We start from the raw sequence: 20287 nt of genomic DNA, 5'->3' as shown, positions 1-20287 counted from the left end.
AAAAACCCCGGCGGAAACGCCGGGGTTTTTTGTTTGACAGGCTTGTTGCGATGCCGGCGGCCTGATCAGGCTTCCGGCAGAGCCACGCCGTCGAATATCAGTCCTTTTTGCGGATGACGCCGTAGACGATGTTGCGGTTTTCGCCGAAGAACACCTCCGCATCGACTGTGTTGCGGTCAACGCTGGCGTTGATGATCTTCCACATATCGGCTTCGGTACGCAGCAGCAGCGCCCAGTTCATGAAGGTTTCCATGTAGCCGTCGTCGGTCAGCTCAGGCGAGAAGTTGGCGAACAGCAAGGTGCCCTTGGGCTTGAGCATGCGCAGGCATCGCCTGTTGAGCCTGATCGCCACGGCGTCGGTGAGATAGTCGTAGAGGCCGGCGGAATAGACGAAATCGAAGGTGCCCAGCTTGTAGGCGTCCGTCAGCAGGCCGCGTACGGAGCCGTCGATGGCCTCGACGGGCGTTCCGGCATAGTCGCGCGCGACCGATCCAACACTCAGCGGATCCTGATCGAGCGCGACCCAGCGGGCTATACGCCCCTGCTCCAGGGCGACCGAACTGCCGGCCTCGCGCAGATGGCCCGAGGCGATCGCCAGCACTTCCGTTCCGTCGCCCCTCTCCTCGGCAATCTCGTCGACATACTGAGCCAGGAGATCGCGCCGCTCGCGCACCGCCACGCATGAGGGGTAATATTTGCTATAGGCGTAAAGCGCGCTGCCGATCGGAGAGGCATCTGCCACATCCTCCCGGATATTCTCGTGCTGGTAGATAAAGTCGAGCAGCCGGGCATCGCCCGAGTATCCGCGAGGCTTCTCGAACGACCAGCGCGTAAACGGATCCTGGTGAAAATAATCGGCAACGGGATGTTCCTGTGCCAGCGGTATCAGCGCCTGCCAGACACCGGGGTCGACCTTGCGCCGCATCTTGTGCAGCGCCTCGACGGTCCAGCGCATCGTCTGCGCGGGATCATTGCCAGCCTCGAACCACTGCCGTGCCGAATGAAGGACAAGGCCGAGTTCCGCCGTCGCAGTTGCGAGATGGTCGCTACTGCTTTGGGAAGGATAGAGGGCCGCCATGTCGGCTGCGATGGCTGTTGGGGTGATAAGGCTTTCGCCATCCAGTACCGGCTGCGGTTCATTCATGCAATTTACGCCCCCGCGTTTACGATTTGTTAACCTATGTTAGGCGACCGCGAGCGCAACTCAAGCCAAACCCCGCCGCATGGTTAATAACATTGAAGTGATTTTCTTCACGGTTTGCTAACGCTGCCGCGGAATTGGCGCAGCGTTTAACGGAAACTTGTGTTCCTGACGCGAAAATGACCCGCAGTCTGAAGGTTCCCGCATTGCGGATAGTGTTCGAAGCAGCGAAGGCGTTGTTCAACAGGCAGCCTAGTCGGCGGGCGTTGGTGCATCGCATTTCGATGGAAAGCGCATGACACAAACGATGGCCGACCCGATCGAGAGCGATCTGCAAGGACGAGTAGAGCGTCCCTCGCCTGCGCTTCTGCGGACGCTTTACCGCAAAGACACCGAAGAAATGCAGCGTGTGGGTATCCGCCAGGGCCTATGGGCCGCAGTCCTCGTCTATCTGCTCTTTTCGATTACGGATATTCTGCTCATTCCCGACGCCGCCCTGCCGGCAATCGCAGCGCGTTTCACCATCGGCATCAGCACATTGATAATGGTGGAATTGCAATATCGCGAGAATGCGCCTGCAGCCCGTATGGACCTTACCTGTGCGGTGGCCCTGGTTCTTGCCTATGTCGGCTGGCTCTTCGCGGCCATCACCACGCGACATATGGAGACGATTTCATACTATCTGGTATTCGGGGCCATCTTCATGATGAGCGCCAACCTGTTTTTCAGCTTCAGGTTTCAGTTCTCCATTCTCGTCTCGGGCGTCATGCTGCTGGCGTCCTTGTCCGTGCTTTTCTATCTGTTCCCGCACAACCGGATCTATCAGCTTTCCTTCGGCATATTTCATATCTCCTGCTTCATCTTCACGTCCTATGTGAACTGGAAACTGAACAGGGAGCGATACCACGTCTTCCTGAATGCGCTCGAAGCGAAGATGCAGCACAAGGAAGCGACCGAACGGGGCAAGGCGCTGCTGAAGCTTTCCCGAACAGACCCGTTGACGGGTCTGGAGAACCGCCGTGCCGTGGATGAGCGGTTGCGCGACCATTGGGGCGCATGGCAACAGCAAGGCCGCCGCTTCGCCGTGCTGCTGATCGATGTCGACTTCTTCAAGCGATACAATGACTGCTACGGCCATCAGGAAGGCGACCGCTGCCTTATCCTCGTGGCCGACGCGCTCAGCAAGACGATCGAGGCGAACAATGCCTCGATCGGCCGATATGGTGGCGAGGAATTCATCGTCATCACCTCGCTCGACAGGCAGGAAAAGGTGGAAGCCTTCGCCGAGGAAATACGCAGCACGATCGAGAATCTTGCGCTCAGGCACGACCAGCGCCGCGACGGGATGCAGATCGTCACGGTGAGCATCGGCGCCGCTTTCACCCGGCATCAGACGGGCGCCAAGCTTGAAAAGATCATCCACGAAGCAGACCGCGCACTCTACCTGGCCAAGGCCAGCGGCCGCAATTGCGCAAAACTCTTCGATCCCAACGACCCGCAAAGCAGCGACGAAAGCGAGAACATCGCGGCCCTCCTGAAGATCGCGATAGAGAAAGATCTCGTCTCGCTCGTTTACCAGCCTATCCAGAACGTCAAGACCGGCCGGGTCGAAGCGCTGGAAGCCCTCATGCGCCTCAACATGCTGGACGGAACCTCCGTCCCGCCAAGCCTGTTCATTCCTGTCGCAGAACGGACAGGGGCTATTCTGGAGCTTGGCCGCTGGGCGATAAGGACGGTGTGCCGCGAATATCTTTCCAACGACCACACGCGCATCGTCAGCGTCAATGTCTCGCCCATCCAGCTCAAGGCGCCCGGCTTTGCAACCTCGGTCGCCGCGATACTTGGCGAAACGGGCATTGCAGGCAACCGCCTCGCCTTCGAGATCACCGAAGGGCTGGAGATGGAGATGCACTCCGATGTTCTGCGCTGCATCTCCGACCTTAAGCTTTTGGGCATCAAGATCTGGCTCGACGATTTCGGCACCGGTTTTGCCGGCCTGTCATGGCTGCGCCTCATCGATTTCGACACGGTCAAGATCGACCGCTCTTTCCTGCATGACTGCAATTCGCCACGTGGCATGGCGATGCTCCAGGACATTGTCGGCCTGCTCAGGAACCGCGGGCCCAAAATCCTGGTCGAGGGCGTGGAGGTCGAAGACCAGATGGAACTGATACGCGAACTCGGCATCGATCAGGTTCAGGGCTTCCATGTCGGCCGACCGGTCCGCGTGGAAAGCATCAGGACTGACGCACCTGTCCGGCAACGCCGGTTGCCCATACAGAAATCCGCATAATCACGAACTGGCCACCTTGAACGGCATCAAAGCAACGGCCTGATCAGCAGGTCGGCGCCGAGCAGAAGCAGGCCGCACAGGAACCAGCGGCGGAATGCCGTCGGGCTCACCTTCTTGCGCACCGCCTGCCCCACCCACATGCCGGCAAGAGCCGGCGCTACAGCGAGCGCCGACATCCAAACGTTCCCCAACTGGAACGCCCCGTGCCAGGTAAGGCTGGCTGCAAGCGCAATGGTCGAAACGGTGAAGGAAAGCCCCAGGGCCTGGATCAGATCGTCTTTTTCGAGGCCGAGCGCCTGGAGATAGGGTACTGCCGGAATGACAAACACACCGGTGCCGCCCGTTACGACGCCGGTGGTCACCCCGATCAAAGGCGACAGCCATCGCTCCAGTCGGGACGGCACTGCAAGCTGACGAGCCATGAGCGTGTAAGCGGCATAAACCAACAGCGCCGCGCCAAGAGAGCTCGTGGCAAGATGCGTATCGCCGCTTGTCAGCAGCGACGATCCTGCGACCGTGCCAGCGACGATCGCCGCCATCATGGGCCAGAATCGCACGATCAGCGGCCACAGGCTCGGACCGGTAAAGAGTTGCCAGGCATTGGTGACGAATGACGGCACGATCAGAAGGGTTGCAGCTGCCACAGGCGAAACCAGCGCACCCAGCACGCCCATGGCAACCGTCGGCAGTCCCATTCCTGTAACGCCCTTGACGATACCGGCGAGAAAGAAGGTCGCGGCAACAGTGCCGATGAGCCATGTCGAAGAGTCCATCATGGCTCATCCTTGCCATCTTTTTCGCCAGTCACAATGCGGATGATCCGCAGGCAGCCTTCGGCTGGCCCGAAGGCTAACCGCGCGCTAACATGCCACCATGCATTTTGACCTCACAGACCTGCGCCTGTTCCTTGCCGTCATTCAGGCGGGCAGCATCACGCATGGCGCAGCCGAAGCTCACCTGTCCCTTCCGGCAGCCAGCGAACGCCTGCGCGGCATGGAACTGGCCGGCGGCGTCAGCTGCTCGAGCGCGGGCGCAGAGGCGTGGCGCCCACCGAGGCAGGAGATGCGCTCGCTCATCATGCCCGGCTCATCCTTCGCCAGATGGAGCACATGCAGGGCGAACTCGGCGAATACGCCAACGGGAGCCGGGCAACGATCCGCCTGCTGGCGAATACCGCGGCGATTACGGAGTTTCTGCCTGACAGGCTCGGTCCCTGGCTAGCAGCCCACCGCCGGATCGATGTCGATCTGAAGGAGCGCCAGAGCTCGGAGATCGTAAAGGCCATCTCGGCTGGCCTTGCAGATATCGGCATCATTTCCGATGCCGTCGATTCAAGCGGATTGGAGCTCCGCCCATTCGCGGTCGACAGGCTGGTCGTCGTTGTTCCGCGCAGCCATCCCCTGGCAACTGCCCGGAAAATCGCGTTCGCGGACATCCTGCAACACGAGTTCGTCGGATTGGCCGAAGGCAGCGCCTTGCAGGATTACATCGAGGCGCAGGCCGCCCGAACGGGAACCAAACTGAAGTTCCGGATGCGGGTGCGCACCTTCGAGGGCATCTGCCGCCTGGCGGGCCACAACGTCGGCCTCGGTATCGTGCCAGAAACCACGGCCCGCAGATGCCAACGGCCGATGGCGATAGCCTCGCTGCGCTTGACGGAAGCCTGGGCGACGCGGCGCTTGAAAATATGCTTTCGATCGGAGGATGAGCTCTCGCCCATCGCAAGCGACATGATCGCGCATCTGAGTTCGTCTGGACGTGAGTGACGAGCTGCAAGATACAAAAAGCCCGGCGGTTTCCCGCCGGGCTTTTCATTGAACCAGGTAAAACCCGTTACGCTGCAGCCTTCTTGGCTTCCGCCGAAACCGAAGCGATCGTCTTCAGCACCTGCGAAGCGATCTGGTAGGGGTCGCCCTGCGAGTTCGGGCGGCGATCTTCCAGATAGCCCTTGTAGCCATTGTTGACGAAGGAGTGCGGAACGCGGATCGAAGCACCGCGATCAGCCACGCCGTAGCTGAACTTGTTCCATGGCGCGGTCTCGTGCTTGCCGGTCAGACGCTTGTCGTTGTCCGGGCCGTAGACGGCGATGTGGTCCATCAGGTTCTTGTCGAAGGCTGCCATGAGCGCCTCGAAATACTCCTTGCCGCCGACTTCGCGCATATAGGTGGTCGAGAAGTTGCAGTGCATGCCCGAGCCGTTCCAGTCGGTGTCGCCCAGCGGCTTGCAGTGGAACTCGATGTCGATGCCGTACTTTTCGCATAGGCGCAGCAGGAGGTAGCGTGCCATCCAGATCTGGTCGGCGGCGCGCTTGGAGCCCTTGCCGAAAATCTGGAATTCCCACTGACCCTTGGCAACCTCGGCATTGATGCCTTCATGGTTGATACCGGCAGCGAGGCACAGGTCGAGATGTTCCTCGACGAGCTGGCGTGCGATGTCGCCGACATTCTTGTAGCCGACGCCGGTGTAGTATGGGCCCTGCGGAGCAGGATAGCCGGATTCCGGGAAGCCGAGCGGGCGGCCGTCCTTGTAGAAGAAGTATTCCTGCTCGAAGCCGAACCATGCGCCCTCGTCGTCGAGGATGGTGGCGCGCTTGTTCGATGCATGCGGGGTGACGCCATCCGGCATCATGACTTCGCACATGACCAGGGCGCCATTGGTGCGGGCCGGGTCGGGATAGATCGCGACGGGCTTCAGCACGCAGTCGGACGAATGGCCCTCGGCCTGCATGGTGGACGAGCCGTCAAAACCCCACAGCGGAAGTTGCTCGAGCGACGGAAACGAATCGAATTCCTTGATCTGGGTCTTCCCGCGGAGATTGGGGACCGGGGTGTAACCGTCCAGCCAGATATATTCGAGCTTGTATTTTGTCATGCCGGCCTCTCGTAACCAGTTCGCTTAATCTTTGAGGGAACGCTGAAATGCGCCCGGCCGTCATGGGCCGAGTACCTCACCGCAGAAAAAGCAATTAGCGTGCCACTTGCGCCGGCTTGGTAAAATCCGGTGCAAAATCCCTGCGAAAAGCCCGCCCTTGCGACAAAATGGCCGATGAAATGCAGGTGTCTCAGGCGAAAACTGGCGATGCTTTGGGCTGCCATACACGCAGATGCGATCCGATCTATCGCAGTGCACACAACGCGAAGATGCTGCATGAACCGGCAAATATAAGATCGCCCAAAAAATGAGCAAAACAAGATATTTTACTGTTCATATTGCACAAAACTGATGCACGCCCTATCTTCTCTTTATCCGATGCGGCTATCGCGCCGTCGAGGGAGAGACACGGCAATGACTACTACTGGCATTCATCGTGAATCGGCCAAGATTTACACCTTCAAAGCGAAGGTTCGTTCAACGGCTGATAGTTTTCATGGAAAGACTGGCTCGGTTACAGAGCTCGTATCGAAGCGTTTGCCCAATATTGCTTGCGGCAGCGCCTGGTATCATGAGGAAGCCGTTCAGAACGCAGATCGCGATCTGAAGAGCTGAACCTCCGATCCGGGATTGAACGCGTTCCGGTACGCCGGAACGCTGACTTAAGCTTTCAACGCTTCAAGCAATGCGACTGCCGCCATGAAATCGCGCTTGCGATAATTGCGCCGGGCGACCGCTTCGGAATCCTGGCCCCACTGCTCGATCTGCCAGTCCTCGTCGACATGCGCGGCATTCCAGCCCGTCTCGGCGTCTATCTCACCGGTCTCGACCGCCAACGCCAACAGGGCAGATCCCGTCAGCGTCGTCATCACATGAAGCGAGGCAAGCTTCAGTGGCTCCGCGCGCTGGCTCAGATGAATGCCGATCGCGCCGATCGCCTCGCGTGGCTGCTCAACATGGATGACGCCCTCGGTCAGAACGAAACGCGCGCCAAGCGAAGCACGCGCCCAATCCAGCACGCCGTCCCAAGCTTCCGCCTGGCGTTCGACCAGCTTTTCCGGCGCCTCGGCGCGGTAGCAGAGAAGGTCGGACGATGCAAAGCGCAGGATGTCTTCCAGAACCGCCTGCGGGTCGGTCGCCACGCCATCGATCGCCGTGTTGACCAGCCGCATTGCCGGCATGGTCGTCGGGTCGATGTTTTCCTCCTGCGCTGAAAATTCTGCTGCGACCAGTTCGGCCGCTTTGGCGGTCGGCAGTGTCAGGATCGCCTTGGCGGGCGTGCGGACAGGCTTGCCGTCGAGATGCACGGCAAAACCGTCCTCGACGGGTGCAACCGTGACGGCTTTATAGAACCGCTTCGGCAACTGCCGCTTCAGCTGGCTTTGCGCCCGGCGGATCGGATCGGGGTCCGACAGCAGGTCGCTGGTTTCGAGATCGTTCAGAATTTCACGCATCTTGCACTCACTGAGGTAGCCGTCGCGGCGGCCTGTTGACGACGATCAGGCCGATAGCAATCAGTCCGAGCGCCAGAAATATCCTGACGGTGAGCGGTTCACCGAGAATGAGACCACCGCATAATACGCCAAAAGCCGGCGTCAGGAAGGCAAAGCTCGAAAGGCCGGATGCGGGATAGCGCCTCAACAGCCAGAACCAAAGCACGTAGGTGAATGCCACGACGTAGACGGCCTGGAAAAGCAGTGCCAGTGTCGGCACCAGCGCAAACTCGCGAACGGACGGGCCGGCGAAAGGCAGCACAAACGCGCCGACCACGGCCGCGCCGGCAAGTTGGTAGAGCAGAAGCTTTTCGGCGCCCGTACCCGCCAGCTTCGAACGCTTTATGACGATATTGGTCAAAGCCCAGAGAATGCCGGCTCCAAGGCTCATCAGATCGCCGATCAATGTTCCGCCTGCCCCGAGCTTGTCGGAAAAAACCGCGACAAGACCCGCAAAGGCCAGCACCAGCCCTATCAGCTTGCGCGTGGTGATGCGCTCGCCCAGAAGGAAGTGCCCGCCAACCAAAACCCAGAATGGCATTGTGTTGACCAGAAGCGTATTGCGCGCAACGGTCGTGTGATCGAGGCCGATATAGAGAAACAGGAATTCGAGGCCGAAAAGCACGCCGACAAGAATTCCGGCAGCGAGCGTGCCGTCCCTCTCGAAGAGCGCGATGCCGCGCCAGCGGCACCAGGCCAGCACGAGCGCGCCACCGATAATCGCGCGGGCAATCGACAGGAAGACCGGATCATAGCCTGCATAGGATATTTTCGCGGCGACACTGTTCAGTCCCCACGAAAAGGTGAGCCCAACCATGATGGCTGCCGCCGCCATGTCGATGGCATCGCGGCGATCGATCGCGAGATTGGACATGAATGCTAACGATCCTGCTCTGATTTCTCGCGGAGCAATTCGATCTCTCCCGCCAGCTCTCCGTCAGCTCGGGAAATGCCCTTGCTGTCCTCCGGGAAAAGCCTCCGCATCCCGATCTTAGCGGGCATATGCATGACCCATAGCACCAGCAGGACGGGAACTAGCAGCCAGGCGGCATCGATGACGGCGGGAAACGGGCATGACTAGCCTTCTTCACCATTCGCATCGTCGAAGCCGAGCAGGTTCCAGCTTTGGCGCATATGCGGCGGCATCGGCGCGGTGACGTCAATTACGCCCTTGTCGGGATGTGGAATGCGGATGCGGCGCGCGTGAAGATGCAGCCGGTTCTGCATGCCGCCCGGGAAATCCCAGTTGGTGTCGGCCTCGAAATATTTGGGATCGCCGATGATCGGGCAGCCGATATAGGCGGCGTGCACGCGCAATTGGTGCGTGCGGCCGGTATGCGGCTCCATCTCAAGCCATGCCAGGCTCTGCGCTGCCTGTTCCAGCACACGATAGTAGGAGACGGCGTGATCAGCGCCGCGCTCGCCATGCTGGGCGACGCGCACGCGGTCACCGTCCGGCGTCGGTTCCTTGATCAGCCAGGTCGAGATCTTGTCTTCGCGCTTCTTCGGCACGCCCTTGACCAGCGCCCAATAGGTCTTCTTCGCGTCCCGGCCACGGAACGCCTCGGCCAGTTTCATGGCGGCGAGCCGCGTGCGCGCGACCACCAGAACACCTGAAGTGTCGCGGTCGAGACGGTGAACGAGGCGCGGCTTTTCGCCCTTCTTGCTGCGCCAGGCCTCCAGCATGTCGTCGACATGCCGCGAAACGCCCGAGCCGCCCTGCACTGCCAGGCCCGCCGGCTTGTTGAAGACGAAAACCTTCGGGTCCTCGTAAAGCAGCATCTGCGCCAGCACGTCTCCATCATCCTGGTTGCGGATGGAGTGGCCGGTCAGCATGCCCTCGCCGCCCTTCTTGTCAACATCGAGCGGCGGGATGCGGATCATCTGGCCCGGCTCGACGCGCGTGTCGGCCTTCGCCCGCCCGCCATCGATACGAACCTGGCCCGAGCGCAACAGTTTCTGAAGGTGACCGAAGCCAAGCCCGGGGAAGTGGTTCTTGAACCAGCGATCGAGCCTCATGCCCGTTTCGCCGTCCTCGACCTTGATCTGCTCTACGCCTGCCATTGTGCCATGTCCGTTTCAATCCGGCGCAATAGCATCAGCCGACGCTTCTTACGAGCCACAATCCCAGAAACAGGGCAAGAATAGCGCCGATAACGCTCACAAGCACGTATGCAAGCGCCGGAAGTGCCGCTCCGCGCTCCCAAAGCACGGCAAAATCGAGCGAAAATGCCGAGAATGTCGTGAAGCCGCCGAGAATGCCCGTCGCCACGAACAGTCTGATCTCGTTCGACGCATCGAAGCGCCGCGCCAGAAGCTCTATGAACACGCCCATCGCGAAGGAGCCGGCGATGTTTATGGCCATGGTGCCCCATGGAAACGTCATCCCCACCAGCCTCAGCGCAGCGAGATTGACGAGGTGGCGAAGCGACGCGCCGATGGCGCCGCCTATCGCGACGAGGACCAGATTATACATGGCAGACTTGATAGCGGATCGGGTTCGGCTGTGAAAGATACCGCTACTTCACCGGCACCGCTGCCTTTGGCTTGCGCGAACCGATCATCTTCCAGTTCTTGTAGAACATCGCCTTCATGCGATCGACGCTGATCGAGATCACCGACAGCATTGCCGACAGGAAGCCCGGAACCGGAGACGGGCGGATGATGTCCATGAACACGCAATAGCGGCGGCCGTCATGCTCGTTGACCGAGCGGTGCAGCAACGTGTCGTCGAAGATGAACAGCGGGTTCTGATACCAGAGCTGCTTGACGTCACCGCATTCGATGAAGATCTGGTCGGTCTTTGCCGGAACCAGATTGTAGAGCACGCGCAAGGTCAGCCGCAGCGGACCGAAATGGTATGAGGTCGATTCACGTCCCGAGAAAACGGACACCGCTATCGTCCTGATATATTTGAATTTCTGGGTAAATTCGGGAACGTTGTCGATGTGCTGCTTGCCGTACCACTGGTAGACATACATGCCGCGACGCCCGCTTTCGAAATTCGCGTCGATATCGGCGATGATCTCGGCCTGCCGGCTCTTGAAGACGTCCAGAACCTGATCCACCTCGCGGCGATAATCATCCGGAAACTGCTCCAGCTTCCACACGCCCCAGTTCTTATAGGATAACAGGTCCACGAAGAGGTTGAAGGGCGAAAGCAGCCAGGTGAACATGCCGTTGCCAAGAAAATAGAGGCTGAACAATCTCTGGTTCTTGCGATCGTTGCGCAACACGTCGATCAGCCCGCAAAGCAGGAACAAACCCGTGATAATCGGGATGAAATAGAAAGCCACTGCCAGAATGAGCACGGCTATGCCGATCTTGCGAGCGGTCTTGAGAGACTTCTTGTTCATGAGTCTTACCGAAAAAAAAATTGCGCGCAGTATCTAAGAAATCAGCCTGTCAAAGCACCTGTCGATGACGAGTCGTTGAAACCCTGCCGATCAACCGGCGCCATCGCAGCGCCGAATCTTTGGCAAAATTACGATCAATCGCCGCGACCCGATTTTTCCCGCCGAAGTTTCGCCCAATAGTCGAGCCGCTTTCTGATATCGCGCTCGAAGCCGCGCTCGGGCGGATCGTAAAAAGTCTGCCGGCCCATCTTTTCCGGAAAATAATCCTGGCCGGAAAAGGCCTCGGGCTCGTCGTGATCGTAACGGTAGCCCGCGCCGTAATCCTCGCTCTTCATCAGCTTGGTTGGCGCATTCAAAATGTGCTTGGGCGGCAGAAGCGAACCATGTTCCTTGGCCGCGCGCGTTGCTGCCTTGAAAGCCGTGTAGACGGCGTTGGATTTTGGCGCGGTGGCGAGATAGACGCAGGCCTGCGCGAAGGCCAGTTCGCCTTCAGGCGAGCCGAGATAGTCGTAGGCGTCCTTCGCGGCATTGGCGATGACCAGCGCCTGCGGGTCAGCAAGGCCGATATCCTCGACAGCCATCCTTACCAGGCGGCGGCCGAGATAGAGCGGGTCTTCGCCAGCATCGAACATGCGCGCGAGATAATATAGCGCGGCGTCCGGATCGGAGCCGCGCACCGATTTGTGCAAGGCAGAGATCAGGTTGTAGTGGCCGTCCTGGCCCTTGTCGTAGATCGGCGCGCGGCGCTGGACTATGCGCTGCAAGCCCTCGGCGTCGAAAACCTCGCCCGGCCTGGCGGCGCGCCAGACTTCCTCGGCAAGTGTAAGCGCTGCACGGCCGTCGCCATCGGCCATGCGCATCAGCACGGCCCTCGCCTCATCATCGAGCGGCAAAGCCTTGCCTTCGGCCTCCTCGGCCCGCAGAAGCAGTTTCGCGATACTCTCCTCGCCGAGCGAGTGGAACACCAGCACCCGCGCGCGCGACAGAAGGGCCGCATTCAACTCGAAGGACGGATTTTCCGTCGTTGCGCCGACGAGGATGACCGTTCCGTCTTCCATGACGGGCAGAAAGGAATCCTGCTGGGCCCGGTTGAAGCGATGGATCTCGTCAACGAAGAGCAAGGTCTGGCGGCCATTGGTGCGACGCAGTCTTGCCGTCTCGAACACCTTTTTCAGATCGGCGACGCCTGAAAAGATCGCCGATATCTGCTCGAAAGCCAGTCCGGTCTCGCCGGCAAGCAGCCGCGCAACGGTCGTCTTGCCGGTTCCCGGCGGCCCCCAGAAGATCATCGACCCGAGTGAGCCGGAGCGGATCATGCGCGTCAGCGCGCCATCTTCGCCGGTCAGATGTTCCTGGCCAACGACTTCGCCGAGACTTGCCGGACGCAGGCGGTCGGCAAGCGGCCGCCCCGGTGGCGCTTTTTCGGGTTCGTCGGCCTTGAACAGGTCGGCCATGGGGTGCTCGTCAGTAACGCAGCATCTGGCGCAGCAGCTGCCCGTCACGCTCGATCGTGAAACGCCACCAGCGCGCGTCCTGCTCCGCGACCTGCTTCAGCTTCTGCGGCGTGTCTATGACCTCGCCATTGACCTCGCGGATGATATCGCGCGGCTGCAGGCCGAAACGCGCTGCCGGCGAATTGCGGTCGATATCAACGACCGAGACCCCCGTCGTTTCAGCGCGAAGGCCGAGCTGCTGTGCCAGCCGCGGCGATAGCGAAGCTACCTTGGTGCCCGAAAAAGGACTGCGGCCACCAATGGTGACCTGCGCCGGCGTCGCGTCTGCCGGTGGCCGCACGGGCGTGATATCCACTGTCTTTTCGGCACCCTGGCTCAGAACGCTGAGCTTGGCGGGAGCGTCGATGGCGATCGTCGCGAGGCGATAGCCCAGCGCATCGACATGCTCGATGGCAACACCATTGAGCGACAGAACCACGTCACCAGGCTTCAGGCCGGCCTTGGCGGCAGGCCCATCGGGGATCACCGAGGAAACGAGCGCGCCGGTCGGCTTGGGCATGCCGAGCGACTCGGCAATCGCTGCCGTGACCGGCTCGAAGGCAGCACCAATGAAGGGCCGCTCGAAATAGTCCCTGCCCTGCTTGGCCGATTCGACGACCGCCCGCACCATGTTGGAGGGAATGGCAAAGCCGATGCCGATCGAGCCGCCGCTGCGGCTGTAGATGGCGGTGTTGATGCCGACAAGCTGGCCGGTCATGTTGATGAGCCCGCCGCCCGAATTGCCGGGATTGATGGCGGCATCGGTCTGGATGAAGAAGCCGAAATCCGACACGCCGATGTGCGAGCGGGCCAGCGCCGAAACGATGCCGCTGGTCGTGGTCTGGCCGACGCCGAACGGGTTGCCGATGGCGAGCACCAGATCGCCGATTTCCAGTGCATCGGAATCGCCGATCGGAATGGATGGGAAGGGCTTGCTGTCGTCAATCTTCAACACGGCAAGATCGAGCGACTCGTCCTTGAGCAGCACCTTGCTGGTGAATTCGCGGCCGTCGGATGTCGCGACCTTGACCTCGTCGGCGTTGTTGATGACGTGGTTGTTGGTGACCACTATACCGCTCGGATCGACCAGAACGCCCGAGCCCAGCGAAGACTGCATGCGCTGAGGCGCCTGACCGCCAAACTGGCCGCCAAAGAACTGTTCGAAGAACGGGTCGCCGGCGAAGGGCGAGCGCACACGTACCTGCTGCGAGGCATAGACATTGACCACGGCCGGCGCGGTGTCCTTGACCAGCGGCGCGAAGGAAAGCTGGATTTCGGGGCGGCCGAACGGCAGCCGGCGTCCTTGCGGTGCAGGCGGCGGTGCCGGCTCCTCCACGCTCTTCAGAAGCTCATTCAGCACTTCCTTCAGGCCCGGCTGCTCCGGCTGCTTTGTCTCGGGCGCCTGGGCTGCCGGCGGTTGCGCCGGCGCGGGCTCTGCCTGCGGCGCAGGGGCAGCCTGCGGGGCCGGTGCTTCCTGCGCCATGACAGTCCCGACTCCGAACGCGGAAGCAACGGACAGCCAGGTGGCAATCAGGGCGAGCGGCAATCTTTTGGCGACCATACGAATCCTCCAGGGCAAGCGCGCGCCATTGTCACGATGAATGTGCAAAATGAAAGGCTTAAGCATCTAAATCGACCGTAGAGCCTTATTTACGCGGACCAGCTTCAATCCTTGCCGCTATTTCCTGAAAACCGCTCGCACGCGCATGATCGAGCGGCGTCTTTCCGTCGCGATCGGGAATGCCTTTTGCGCCGGCATCAACCAGCAGACCGACGATCTCCTGATATATAGGGCCGCCGTCGCCGAGGATCACCGCCTCCAGCAGCGCCGTCCAGCCGAGATTGTTGACGTGGTCGATGTCGATGTCGGTTTCGAGCAGAATGCGCACTGTTTCCGGATAGCCATGGTGCGATGCCGGAATAAGGGCGACGCCGCCGTAGCGGTTGGTGTCCTTCAGGTTGGCCTTTCCGCTTGCAAGTATCGCCTTCAGGATTTCATTGCGACCTTCCGCACCCGCATAGAGCAACGGCGTGTCCTTGATGACGTCCTTGGCGTTCACATCCGCACCTGCTTCGATGAGCGCCTTGGCGACATCGACGTGGTTTGCATGTGTTGCCAGCAACAGAGGCGTCCGCGCAGCACGATCCCGTCCATCGATCTTTGCGCCCTCCGCCAGAAGTGTGCGTACTTCATCGGCCTGGCCGGCAGCGGCAGCTTCCAAAAGCATCTCGTCCCTCTCCCCCGCGGCCAAAGCGCCGACCGAAATCATGAGTGCTGCGATCACGGCAATCACGCAGGCAGCAATCGATACTGTGGCCGGTGCAATCGATCTTATCGTCATAGGCAAGGATAACGCTGCAACCCGCCAAAAAGCAAAAGGGGCCGCAAGGCCCCTTCGCAAAATTCGGTGATGCAAAAGCCGATTATGCGGCTTCGGATTCCGAATTGGCTTCTTCAGCCTCGACGCGGGCGCGGTCGCCTGCACCCTTGGCCGAGGTGTCGCGATCGACGAACTCGATCACTGCCATCGCGGCGTTGTCGCCGTGGCGGAAGCCAGCCTTCATGATGCGCAGATAGCCGCCGTTGCGGGTGGCATAGCGCGGCGCAAGCGTGTCGAAGAGACGCTTGACGACGGCTTCGTTGCCGATCTGTGCGATGACCTGACGGCGAGCGTGCAGGTCGCCGCGCTTGCCCAGTGTCACCAGCTTCTCGACGATAGGACGCAGGTCCTTCGCCTTGGGAAGCGTCGTTGTAATCTGCTCATGCTCGATCAGCGAAACTGCCAGATTGGCAAACATCGCTTGGCGGTGGCTTGAGCTGCGGCCCAGCCGGCGTCCGGCGAATCCATGGCGCATGGCCCTACTCCTTCAAATCCTGGTTCACGAGGCCTACGCCTCAATACTGATCTTCGTAACGCTTGGCGAGATCTTCGATGTTCTCTGGCGGCCAGTCGGCCACTTCCATGCCGAGATGGAGACCCATCGCGGCCAGAACTTCCTTGATCTCGTTCAGCGACTTGCGGCCGAAGTTCGGGGTGCGCAGCATCTCGGCTTCGGTCTTCTGGATCAGGTCGCCGATATAGACGATGTTGTCGTTCTTCAGGCAGTTGGCCGAACGCACCGAAAGCTCGAGTTCGTCGACCTTCTTGAGCAGCGCCGGGTTGAACGCCAGTTCGGTAACCTGCTCGGCGGCAACTTCCTTCTGCGGCTCGTCGAAGTTGACGAACAGGCCAAGCTGGTCCTGCAGGATGCGTGCAGCGAAAGCCACGGCATCTTCGCCGGTAACCGAGCCGTTGGTCTCGATCGTCATGGTCAGCTTGTCATAGTCGAGAACCTGGCCCTCGCGGGTGTTCTCGACCTTGTAGGAGACCTTCTTGACCGGCGAGTACAGGCTGTCGACCGGAATGAGGCCGATCGGCGCGTCTTCGGCGCGGTTGCGGTCTGCCGGCACGTAACCCTTGCCGGTGTCGACGGTGAATTCCATGCGGATTTCAGCGCCTTCGTCCAGCGTGCAGATGACGTGGTCGGGGTTGAGGATCTCGACGTCGCCCACGGTCTGGATGTCGCCAGCCAGAACAGCGCCCGGACCCTGCTTGCGCACAACCATGCGCTTGGGGCCATCGCCTTCCATGCGGATGGCGATTTCCTTGATGTTGAGCACGATGTCGGTCACGTCCTCGCGCACACCGGCGATCGAGGAGAACTCGTGCAGGACGCCGTCGATCTGCACTGCAGTGACGGCAGCGCCACGCAGCGACGACAGAAGCACGCGACGCAGCGCGTTACCGAGCGTCAGGCCAAAGCCCCGCTCGAGCGGCTCTGCAACCAGAGTGGTCAAAGTCTTTTTCTTCGACGAGAACTCGATCTTGTTCGGCTTGATCAGTTCCTGCCAATTTTTCTGGATCATTTTGTCTTCCTTCCGGTTCCCCGCCACCATCCAATCGTGGCGGGCGATCTGGAAAAACCGCACAAGCGCCCAATGCGCTTATGCGGCGATGAAATCACAAACTAGACGCGACGCTTCTTGCGCGGGCGGCAGCCATTGTGCGGGATCGGCGTCACATCACGGATCGAGGTGATGGTGAAGCCGCCGGCCTGCAGCGCGCGAAGAGCCGATTCACGACCCGAACCCGGGCCGCAGACTTCGACTTCGAGCATGCGCATGCCGTGTTCCTGCGCCTTCTTGGCGACGTCTTCGGCAGCCATCTGGGCGGCGAACGGCGTAGACTTGCGCGAGCCCTTGAAGCCCTGAGCACCGGCCGACGACCAGGCAATGGTGTTGCCCTGCGCGTCGGTGATGGTGATCATCGTGTTGTTGAAGGTCGAGTTGACGTGAGCGACACCCGACGAGATATTCTTGCGTTCGCGGCGGCGAACTCGTGCGGCTTCCTTGGCCATGATGGTCCTTTCAGTTGATCTCGTCACCGCCGTAATACCAGCGGCTACACCAGGAGAGAGGGGAGTAAGGGAATAAGGCTGTAGGGAATAGGGACGAACCCAAAACCTACCGCCTCACTCCCCTATCCCTTAATCCCCTAAATTACTTCTTCTTGCCGGCAATTGCCTTGGCCGGACCCTTGCGGGTGCGCGCATTGGTATGCGTGCGCTGGCCACGAACCGGAAGAGAACGGCGATGGCGCAGGCCGCGGTAGCAGCCGAGGTCCATCAGGCGCTTGATGTTCATCGAAACTTCGCGGCGCAGATCGCCCTCGACCTGATAGTCGCGGTCGATGGTTTCGCGGATCGCCAGAACCTCAGCATCGGTGAGCTGATTGACGCGGCGCTCGGCCGGGATGCCGACCTTCTCGACGATCTCGGCGGCGAACTTCTTGCCGATGCCGTGGATGTACTGCAGCGCAATGATCACGCGCTTGTTGGTCGGAATATTGACGCCAGCTATACGGGCCATTTTCTTCTCCATGTGGGCCGGTCAAGCCGGCGTTATTGTTGACCCGCGTCCGGTGGAGACCGGCCCTTGCGGGTGTTCCTGGTTCAATGCGAGCGCCTCATCCTAACGGACAAGCCAACCTGACGCCTGAATGGGAGACGGGCCGCTATAGTCCAGAAGAGTCAATCAGTCAACAGGTTGACTGACTTTATTTCTCTTCACCGTTTCGGAAAGGATAGATTCGATCTGCGAAGTGACGGTTTCGACTTCCGCCATGCCGTCGACCGACTTCAGCATGCCCTTGGCATAATAGTAGCCAATGAGCGGTGCTGTCTTCTTGTAATATTCCCGCAGGCGCTCTTCGAACACTTCCGGGTTGTCGTCCTTGCGCACCGGCTGGCCGGCGGCCTTGGCATCTTCAGCGCGCTTTACAATGCGGCCGACCAACGCCTTGTCGTCGACGACAAGCTCGATCACCGCATTCAGCGCCAGGCCACGATCCGACAGCATCGACTGAACCGCATCGGCCTGAGCCAGCGTGCGCGGATAGCCGTCGAGAATGAAACCTGTTGCGCAATCGGCCTGATCGATACGCTCGGCGACGATTGCGTTGACGATCGCGTCGGAGACGAGTTCGCCGGCATCCATCACAGCCTTGGCGCGCTTGCCGACTTCGGTGCCGGCCTGCACTGCTGCTCGCAGCATATCGCCAGTGGAAAGTTGAGGTATGCCGTGCTTCTCGACCAGCCTCTGTGCCTGTGTCCCCTTGCCCGCTCCCGGCGGCCCAAGCAATATCAACCTCATTTAGTTCTCTTCCCTCCCCGAAGCTTGGATTTCTTGATCAGCCCTTCGTACTGATGGGCGATCAAATGACCCTGGATCTGCGCAACCGTGTCGAGCGTGACGCTGACGACGATGAGCAGCGATGTTCCACCAAGATAGAATGGAACGCCAGTGGCCGAAATCAGGAATTCGGGCAATAGGCAGACAAGCACGAGGTAGACGGCGCCGATGACCGTGATGCGGGTCAGCACGTAGTCGATATATTCAGCCGTGCGCTCGCCTGGGCGATAGCCCGGAATGAAGCCGGAATGCTTCTTGAGCTGGTCGGCCGTATCCTTCGGATTGAAGACGATCGCGGTGTAGAAAAAGGCGAAAAACACGATCATTGCGGCATAGAAAGCCATGTAAAGCGGCTGTCCGTGTCCAAGAGCGGCCAGGATCGTGCTTGCCCAGGCAGGCATGTTGGTCGTGGCCGAGAAGCCTGCAACCGTCGCCGGCAGGAGCAGCAGCGACGAGGCGAAGATCGGCGGAATAACGCCGGCCGTGTTGAGCTTCAGCGGCAGGTGCGACGTATCGCCCTGGAACATACGATTCCCGACCTGGCGCTTCGGATATTGGATCAGCAGGCGGCGCTGGGCACGCTCGAAGAAGACGATCAGCGCGATGACGACGATAGCCAGAATGATGATCGCCAGAATCAGGCCGGTCGACAGAGCGCCGGTGCGGCCAAGTTCCAGCGTACCGCTGATGGCATGCGGAAGGCCTGCGACGATGCCGGCGAAGATGATGAGCGAAATGCCGTTGCCGATGCCGCGCGCGGTGATCTGCTCGCCGAGCCACATCAGGAACATGGTGCCGCCGACCAGCGTAATGACGGTCGAGGCGCGGAAGAACAGGCCCGGATCGGCGACGATGCCGTTGCCGCCCTCAAGTCCGACCGAAATACCATAGGCCTGGACGAGAGCGAGAAGCACGGTGCCGTAGCGGGTGTACTGATTGATGACCTTGCGGCCCTGCTCGCCTTCCTTCTTCAGCGCTTCGAGCGACGGAATGACCGACGTCATGAGCTGCATGATGATGGAGGCGGAAATATACGGCATGATGCCGAGCGCAAAGATCGCCATGCGGCTGACTGCGCCACCGGCAAACATGTTGAACATGCCAAGAACGCCGCCGGACTGCGAATTGAACGCCTGGGCGAATGCGTCGGGATTGATTCCGGGAAGCGGAATGTAGGTGCCGAGCCGGTAGACCAGCAACGCGCCCAGGGTAAACCAGATGCGTTTCTTGAGATCCTCGGCCTTGGCGAAGGCTGCGAAATTCAGGTTCGATGCAAGTTGTTCAGCAGCCGATGCCATGCAAAAGTCTCCGCTTGGTCACGCTCGAAAGCCCGCGCCGGGCGGCACGTGTCGACGAAGCCACGAGATAGGCTCCGGACGGCAAAGATGCAAGCGGCCACCGATGATGGCAGCCGCTTGATCCGATATTGTTACTCAGCCTCGGCTGCCTTTACAGGCACCTTCACCGAGCCACCGGCCTTTTCGACCTTCTCGATGGCAGCCTTGGAGGCGCCGGCGAGATCGAAGGAGACCTTGCTCTTCAGTTCACCATCGCTGAGCAGGCGCACGCCGTCCTTGGCGCGGCGGATAACGCCGGCCTTGACCAGCACGTCGGCCGTAATGGTTTCCTTGGCATCGAGCTTCTTGGCATCGATCGCAGTCTGGATGCGGGCCAGCGACACCGTCGCAAAGCTCTTTGCGAAGATGTTGTTGAAGCCGCGCTTCGGCAGACGCCGGTAAAGCGGCATCTGACCACCCTCGAAGCCGTTGATGGCGACGCCCGAACGAGCCTTCTGACCCTTCACGCCGCGACCGCCGGTCTTGCCCGAACCCGAGCCGATGCCGCGTCCGAGACGCTTCTTCGAATGGGTTGCGCCGTCCTTGTCACGCAGTTCGTTGAGTTTCATGAT

The 20287-nt window shown here is 60.4% G+C and carries 22 protein-coding genes; 4 read left to right on the top strand and 18 right to left on the bottom strand.

Features of this window, described 5'->3' with window-relative positions:
* Positions 1-97 precede the first annotated feature (97 nt).
* Positions 98-1144 carry a class I SAM-dependent methyltransferase gene (locus DZG07_RS13705; RefSeq protein WP_119817813.1) on the bottom strand — a complete coding sequence of 349 codons (1047 nt, stop codon included), beginning with the start codon at positions 1142-1144 and terminating at the stop codon, positions 98-100.
* Between the two features lie 292 nt (positions 1145-1436).
* On the opposite strand from DZG07_RS13705, the gene DZG07_RS13700 reads away from it, so the two are divergent.
* Positions 1437-3434 (top strand): EAL domain-containing protein, encoded by a 1998-nt coding sequence (locus DZG07_RS13700; protein WP_091913597.1) that lies wholly within the window; start codon positions 1437-1439, stop codon positions 3432-3434.
* A 26-nt stretch (positions 3435-3460) separates the two neighbouring features.
* On the opposite strand, the gene DZG07_RS13695 is transcribed toward DZG07_RS13700, so the two are convergent.
* Positions 3461-4210, bottom strand: coding sequence for a sulfite exporter TauE/SafE family protein (locus DZG07_RS13695; protein ID WP_119817810.1), 750 nt, complete (start codon positions 4208-4210; stop codon positions 3461-3463).
* A gap of 97 nt (positions 4211-4307) precedes the next feature.
* Here DZG07_RS13695 and DZG07_RS24410 point away from each other — a divergent pair, with 97 nt between their 5' ends.
* Both DZG07_RS24410 and DZG07_RS13690 read left to right on the top strand, forming a co-directional pair.
* Positions 4308-4655 carry a LysR family transcriptional regulator gene (locus tag DZG07_RS24410; protein WP_348626375.1) on the top strand — a complete coding sequence of 116 codons (348 nt, stop codon included), beginning with the start codon at positions 4308-4310 and terminating at the stop codon, positions 4653-4655.
* Complete coding sequence (locus tag DZG07_RS13690) at positions 4544-5200, top strand: LysR substrate-binding domain-containing protein (protein ID WP_348626374.1); 657 nt, start codon at positions 4544-4546, stop codon at positions 5198-5200. Before DZG07_RS24410 ends, DZG07_RS13690 begins: the two co-directional genes overlap by 112 nt.
* A gap of 67 nt (positions 5201-5267) precedes the next feature.
* Here DZG07_RS13690 and DZG07_RS13685 read toward each other — a convergent pair whose 3' ends face one another.
* Entirely contained in the window at positions 5268-6305 is a 1038-nt protein-coding gene (locus DZG07_RS13685; RefSeq protein ID WP_091913594.1) for a glutamine synthetase beta-grasp domain-containing protein, read from the bottom strand.
* A 414-nt stretch (positions 6306-6719) separates the two neighbouring features.
* Here DZG07_RS13685 and DZG07_RS13680 point away from each other — a divergent pair, with 414 nt between their 5' ends.
* Positions 6720-6920 (top strand): DUF2735 domain-containing protein, encoded by a 201-nt coding sequence (locus DZG07_RS13680; RefSeq protein ID WP_162931619.1) that lies wholly within the window; start codon positions 6720-6722, stop codon positions 6918-6920.
* 47 nt (positions 6921-6967) lie between these two features.
* Here DZG07_RS13680 and DZG07_RS13675 read toward each other — a convergent pair whose 3' ends face one another.
* The 15 genes from DZG07_RS13675 to rplO form a co-directional block, all read right to left on the bottom strand.
* On the bottom strand, positions 6968-7759 hold the full coding sequence (locus DZG07_RS13675) for an ATP12 family chaperone protein (RefSeq protein ID WP_091913592.1): 792 nt from the start codon (positions 7757-7759) through the stop codon (positions 6968-6970).
* A gap of 7 nt (positions 7760-7766) precedes the next feature.
* On the bottom strand, positions 7767-8672 hold the full coding sequence (locus tag DZG07_RS13670; RefSeq protein ID WP_119817808.1) for a DMT family transporter: 906 nt from the start codon (positions 8670-8672) through the stop codon (positions 7767-7769).
* A 203-nt stretch (positions 8673-8875) separates the two neighbouring features.
* On the bottom strand, positions 8876-9862 hold the full coding sequence (locus DZG07_RS13665) for an RluA family pseudouridine synthase (protein WP_091913590.1): 987 nt from the start codon (positions 9860-9862) through the stop codon (positions 8876-8878).
* A gap of 34 nt (positions 9863-9896) precedes the next feature.
* Positions 9897-10274, bottom strand: coding sequence for a fluoride efflux transporter CrcB (gene crcB / locus DZG07_RS13660; RefSeq protein ID WP_119817805.1), 378 nt, complete (start codon positions 10272-10274; stop codon positions 9897-9899).
* 43 nt (positions 10275-10317) lie between these two features.
* Complete coding sequence (locus DZG07_RS13655) at positions 10318-11154, bottom strand: aspartyl/asparaginyl beta-hydroxylase domain-containing protein (RefSeq protein ID WP_091913588.1); 837 nt, start codon at positions 11152-11154, stop codon at positions 10318-10320.
* Between the two features lie 134 nt (positions 11155-11288).
* Complete coding sequence (locus DZG07_RS13650; RefSeq protein WP_119817802.1) at positions 11289-12608, bottom strand: replication-associated recombination protein A; 1320 nt, start codon at positions 12606-12608, stop codon at positions 11289-11291.
* 10 nt (positions 12609-12618) lie between these two features.
* Positions 12619-14208, bottom strand: coding sequence for a DegQ family serine endoprotease (locus DZG07_RS13645; RefSeq protein ID WP_245429489.1), 1590 nt, complete (start codon positions 14206-14208; stop codon positions 12619-12621).
* Between the two features lie 85 nt (positions 14209-14293).
* Positions 14294-14875, bottom strand: coding sequence for an ankyrin repeat domain-containing protein (locus DZG07_RS13640; protein ID WP_245429488.1), 582 nt, complete (start codon positions 14873-14875; stop codon positions 14294-14296).
* Positions 14876-15071: 196 nt separating this feature from the next.
* Entirely contained in the window at positions 15072-15503 is a 432-nt protein-coding gene (gene rplQ, locus DZG07_RS13635) for a 50S ribosomal protein L17 (protein ID WP_091913585.1), read from the bottom strand.
* A gap of 40 nt (positions 15504-15543) precedes the next feature.
* Positions 15544-16554, bottom strand: a complete 1011-nt coding sequence (locus DZG07_RS13630) for a DNA-directed RNA polymerase subunit alpha (protein ID WP_091913584.1) — start codon at positions 16552-16554, stop codon at positions 15544-15546.
* A 101-nt stretch (positions 16555-16655) separates the two neighbouring features.
* Positions 16656-17045 carry a 30S ribosomal protein S11 gene (gene rpsK / locus DZG07_RS13625; RefSeq protein ID WP_091913583.1) on the bottom strand — a complete coding sequence of 130 codons (390 nt, stop codon included), beginning with the start codon at positions 17043-17045 and terminating at the stop codon, positions 16656-16658.
* Positions 17046-17187: 142 nt separating this feature from the next.
* Positions 17188-17556: a 30S ribosomal protein S13 gene (rpsM, locus tag DZG07_RS13620; RefSeq protein ID WP_091913582.1), complete on the bottom strand. Its 369-nt coding sequence runs from the start codon at positions 17554-17556 to the stop codon at positions 17188-17190.
* A 165-nt stretch (positions 17557-17721) separates the two neighbouring features.
* Complete coding sequence (locus tag DZG07_RS13615; RefSeq protein WP_091913581.1) at positions 17722-18339, bottom strand: adenylate kinase; 618 nt, start codon at positions 18337-18339, stop codon at positions 17722-17724.
* Positions 18336-19676 carry a preprotein translocase subunit SecY gene (secY, locus tag DZG07_RS13610; protein WP_091913580.1) on the bottom strand — a complete coding sequence of 447 codons (1341 nt, stop codon included), beginning with the start codon at positions 19674-19676 and terminating at the stop codon, positions 18336-18338. Before secY ends, DZG07_RS13615 begins: the two co-directional genes overlap by 4 nt.
* Before the next feature lie 131 nt (positions 19677-19807).
* On the bottom strand, positions 19808-20284 hold the full coding sequence (gene rplO, locus DZG07_RS13605; RefSeq protein WP_091913579.1) for a 50S ribosomal protein L15: 477 nt from the start codon (positions 20282-20284) through the stop codon (positions 19808-19810).
* Between the last annotated feature and the right edge of the window lie 3 nt (positions 20285-20287).

Origin of the sequence: Mesorhizobium sp. DCY119 (genome assembly GCF_003590645.1) — a bacterium.
In the GTDB taxonomy this organism is placed as follows: Bacteria; Pseudomonadota; Alphaproteobacteria; order Rhizobiales; family Rhizobiaceae; genus Mesorhizobium_M.
Note: the sequence above shows the minus strand (reverse complement) of the source record. Positions and strands in the feature narration are given on the sequence as shown.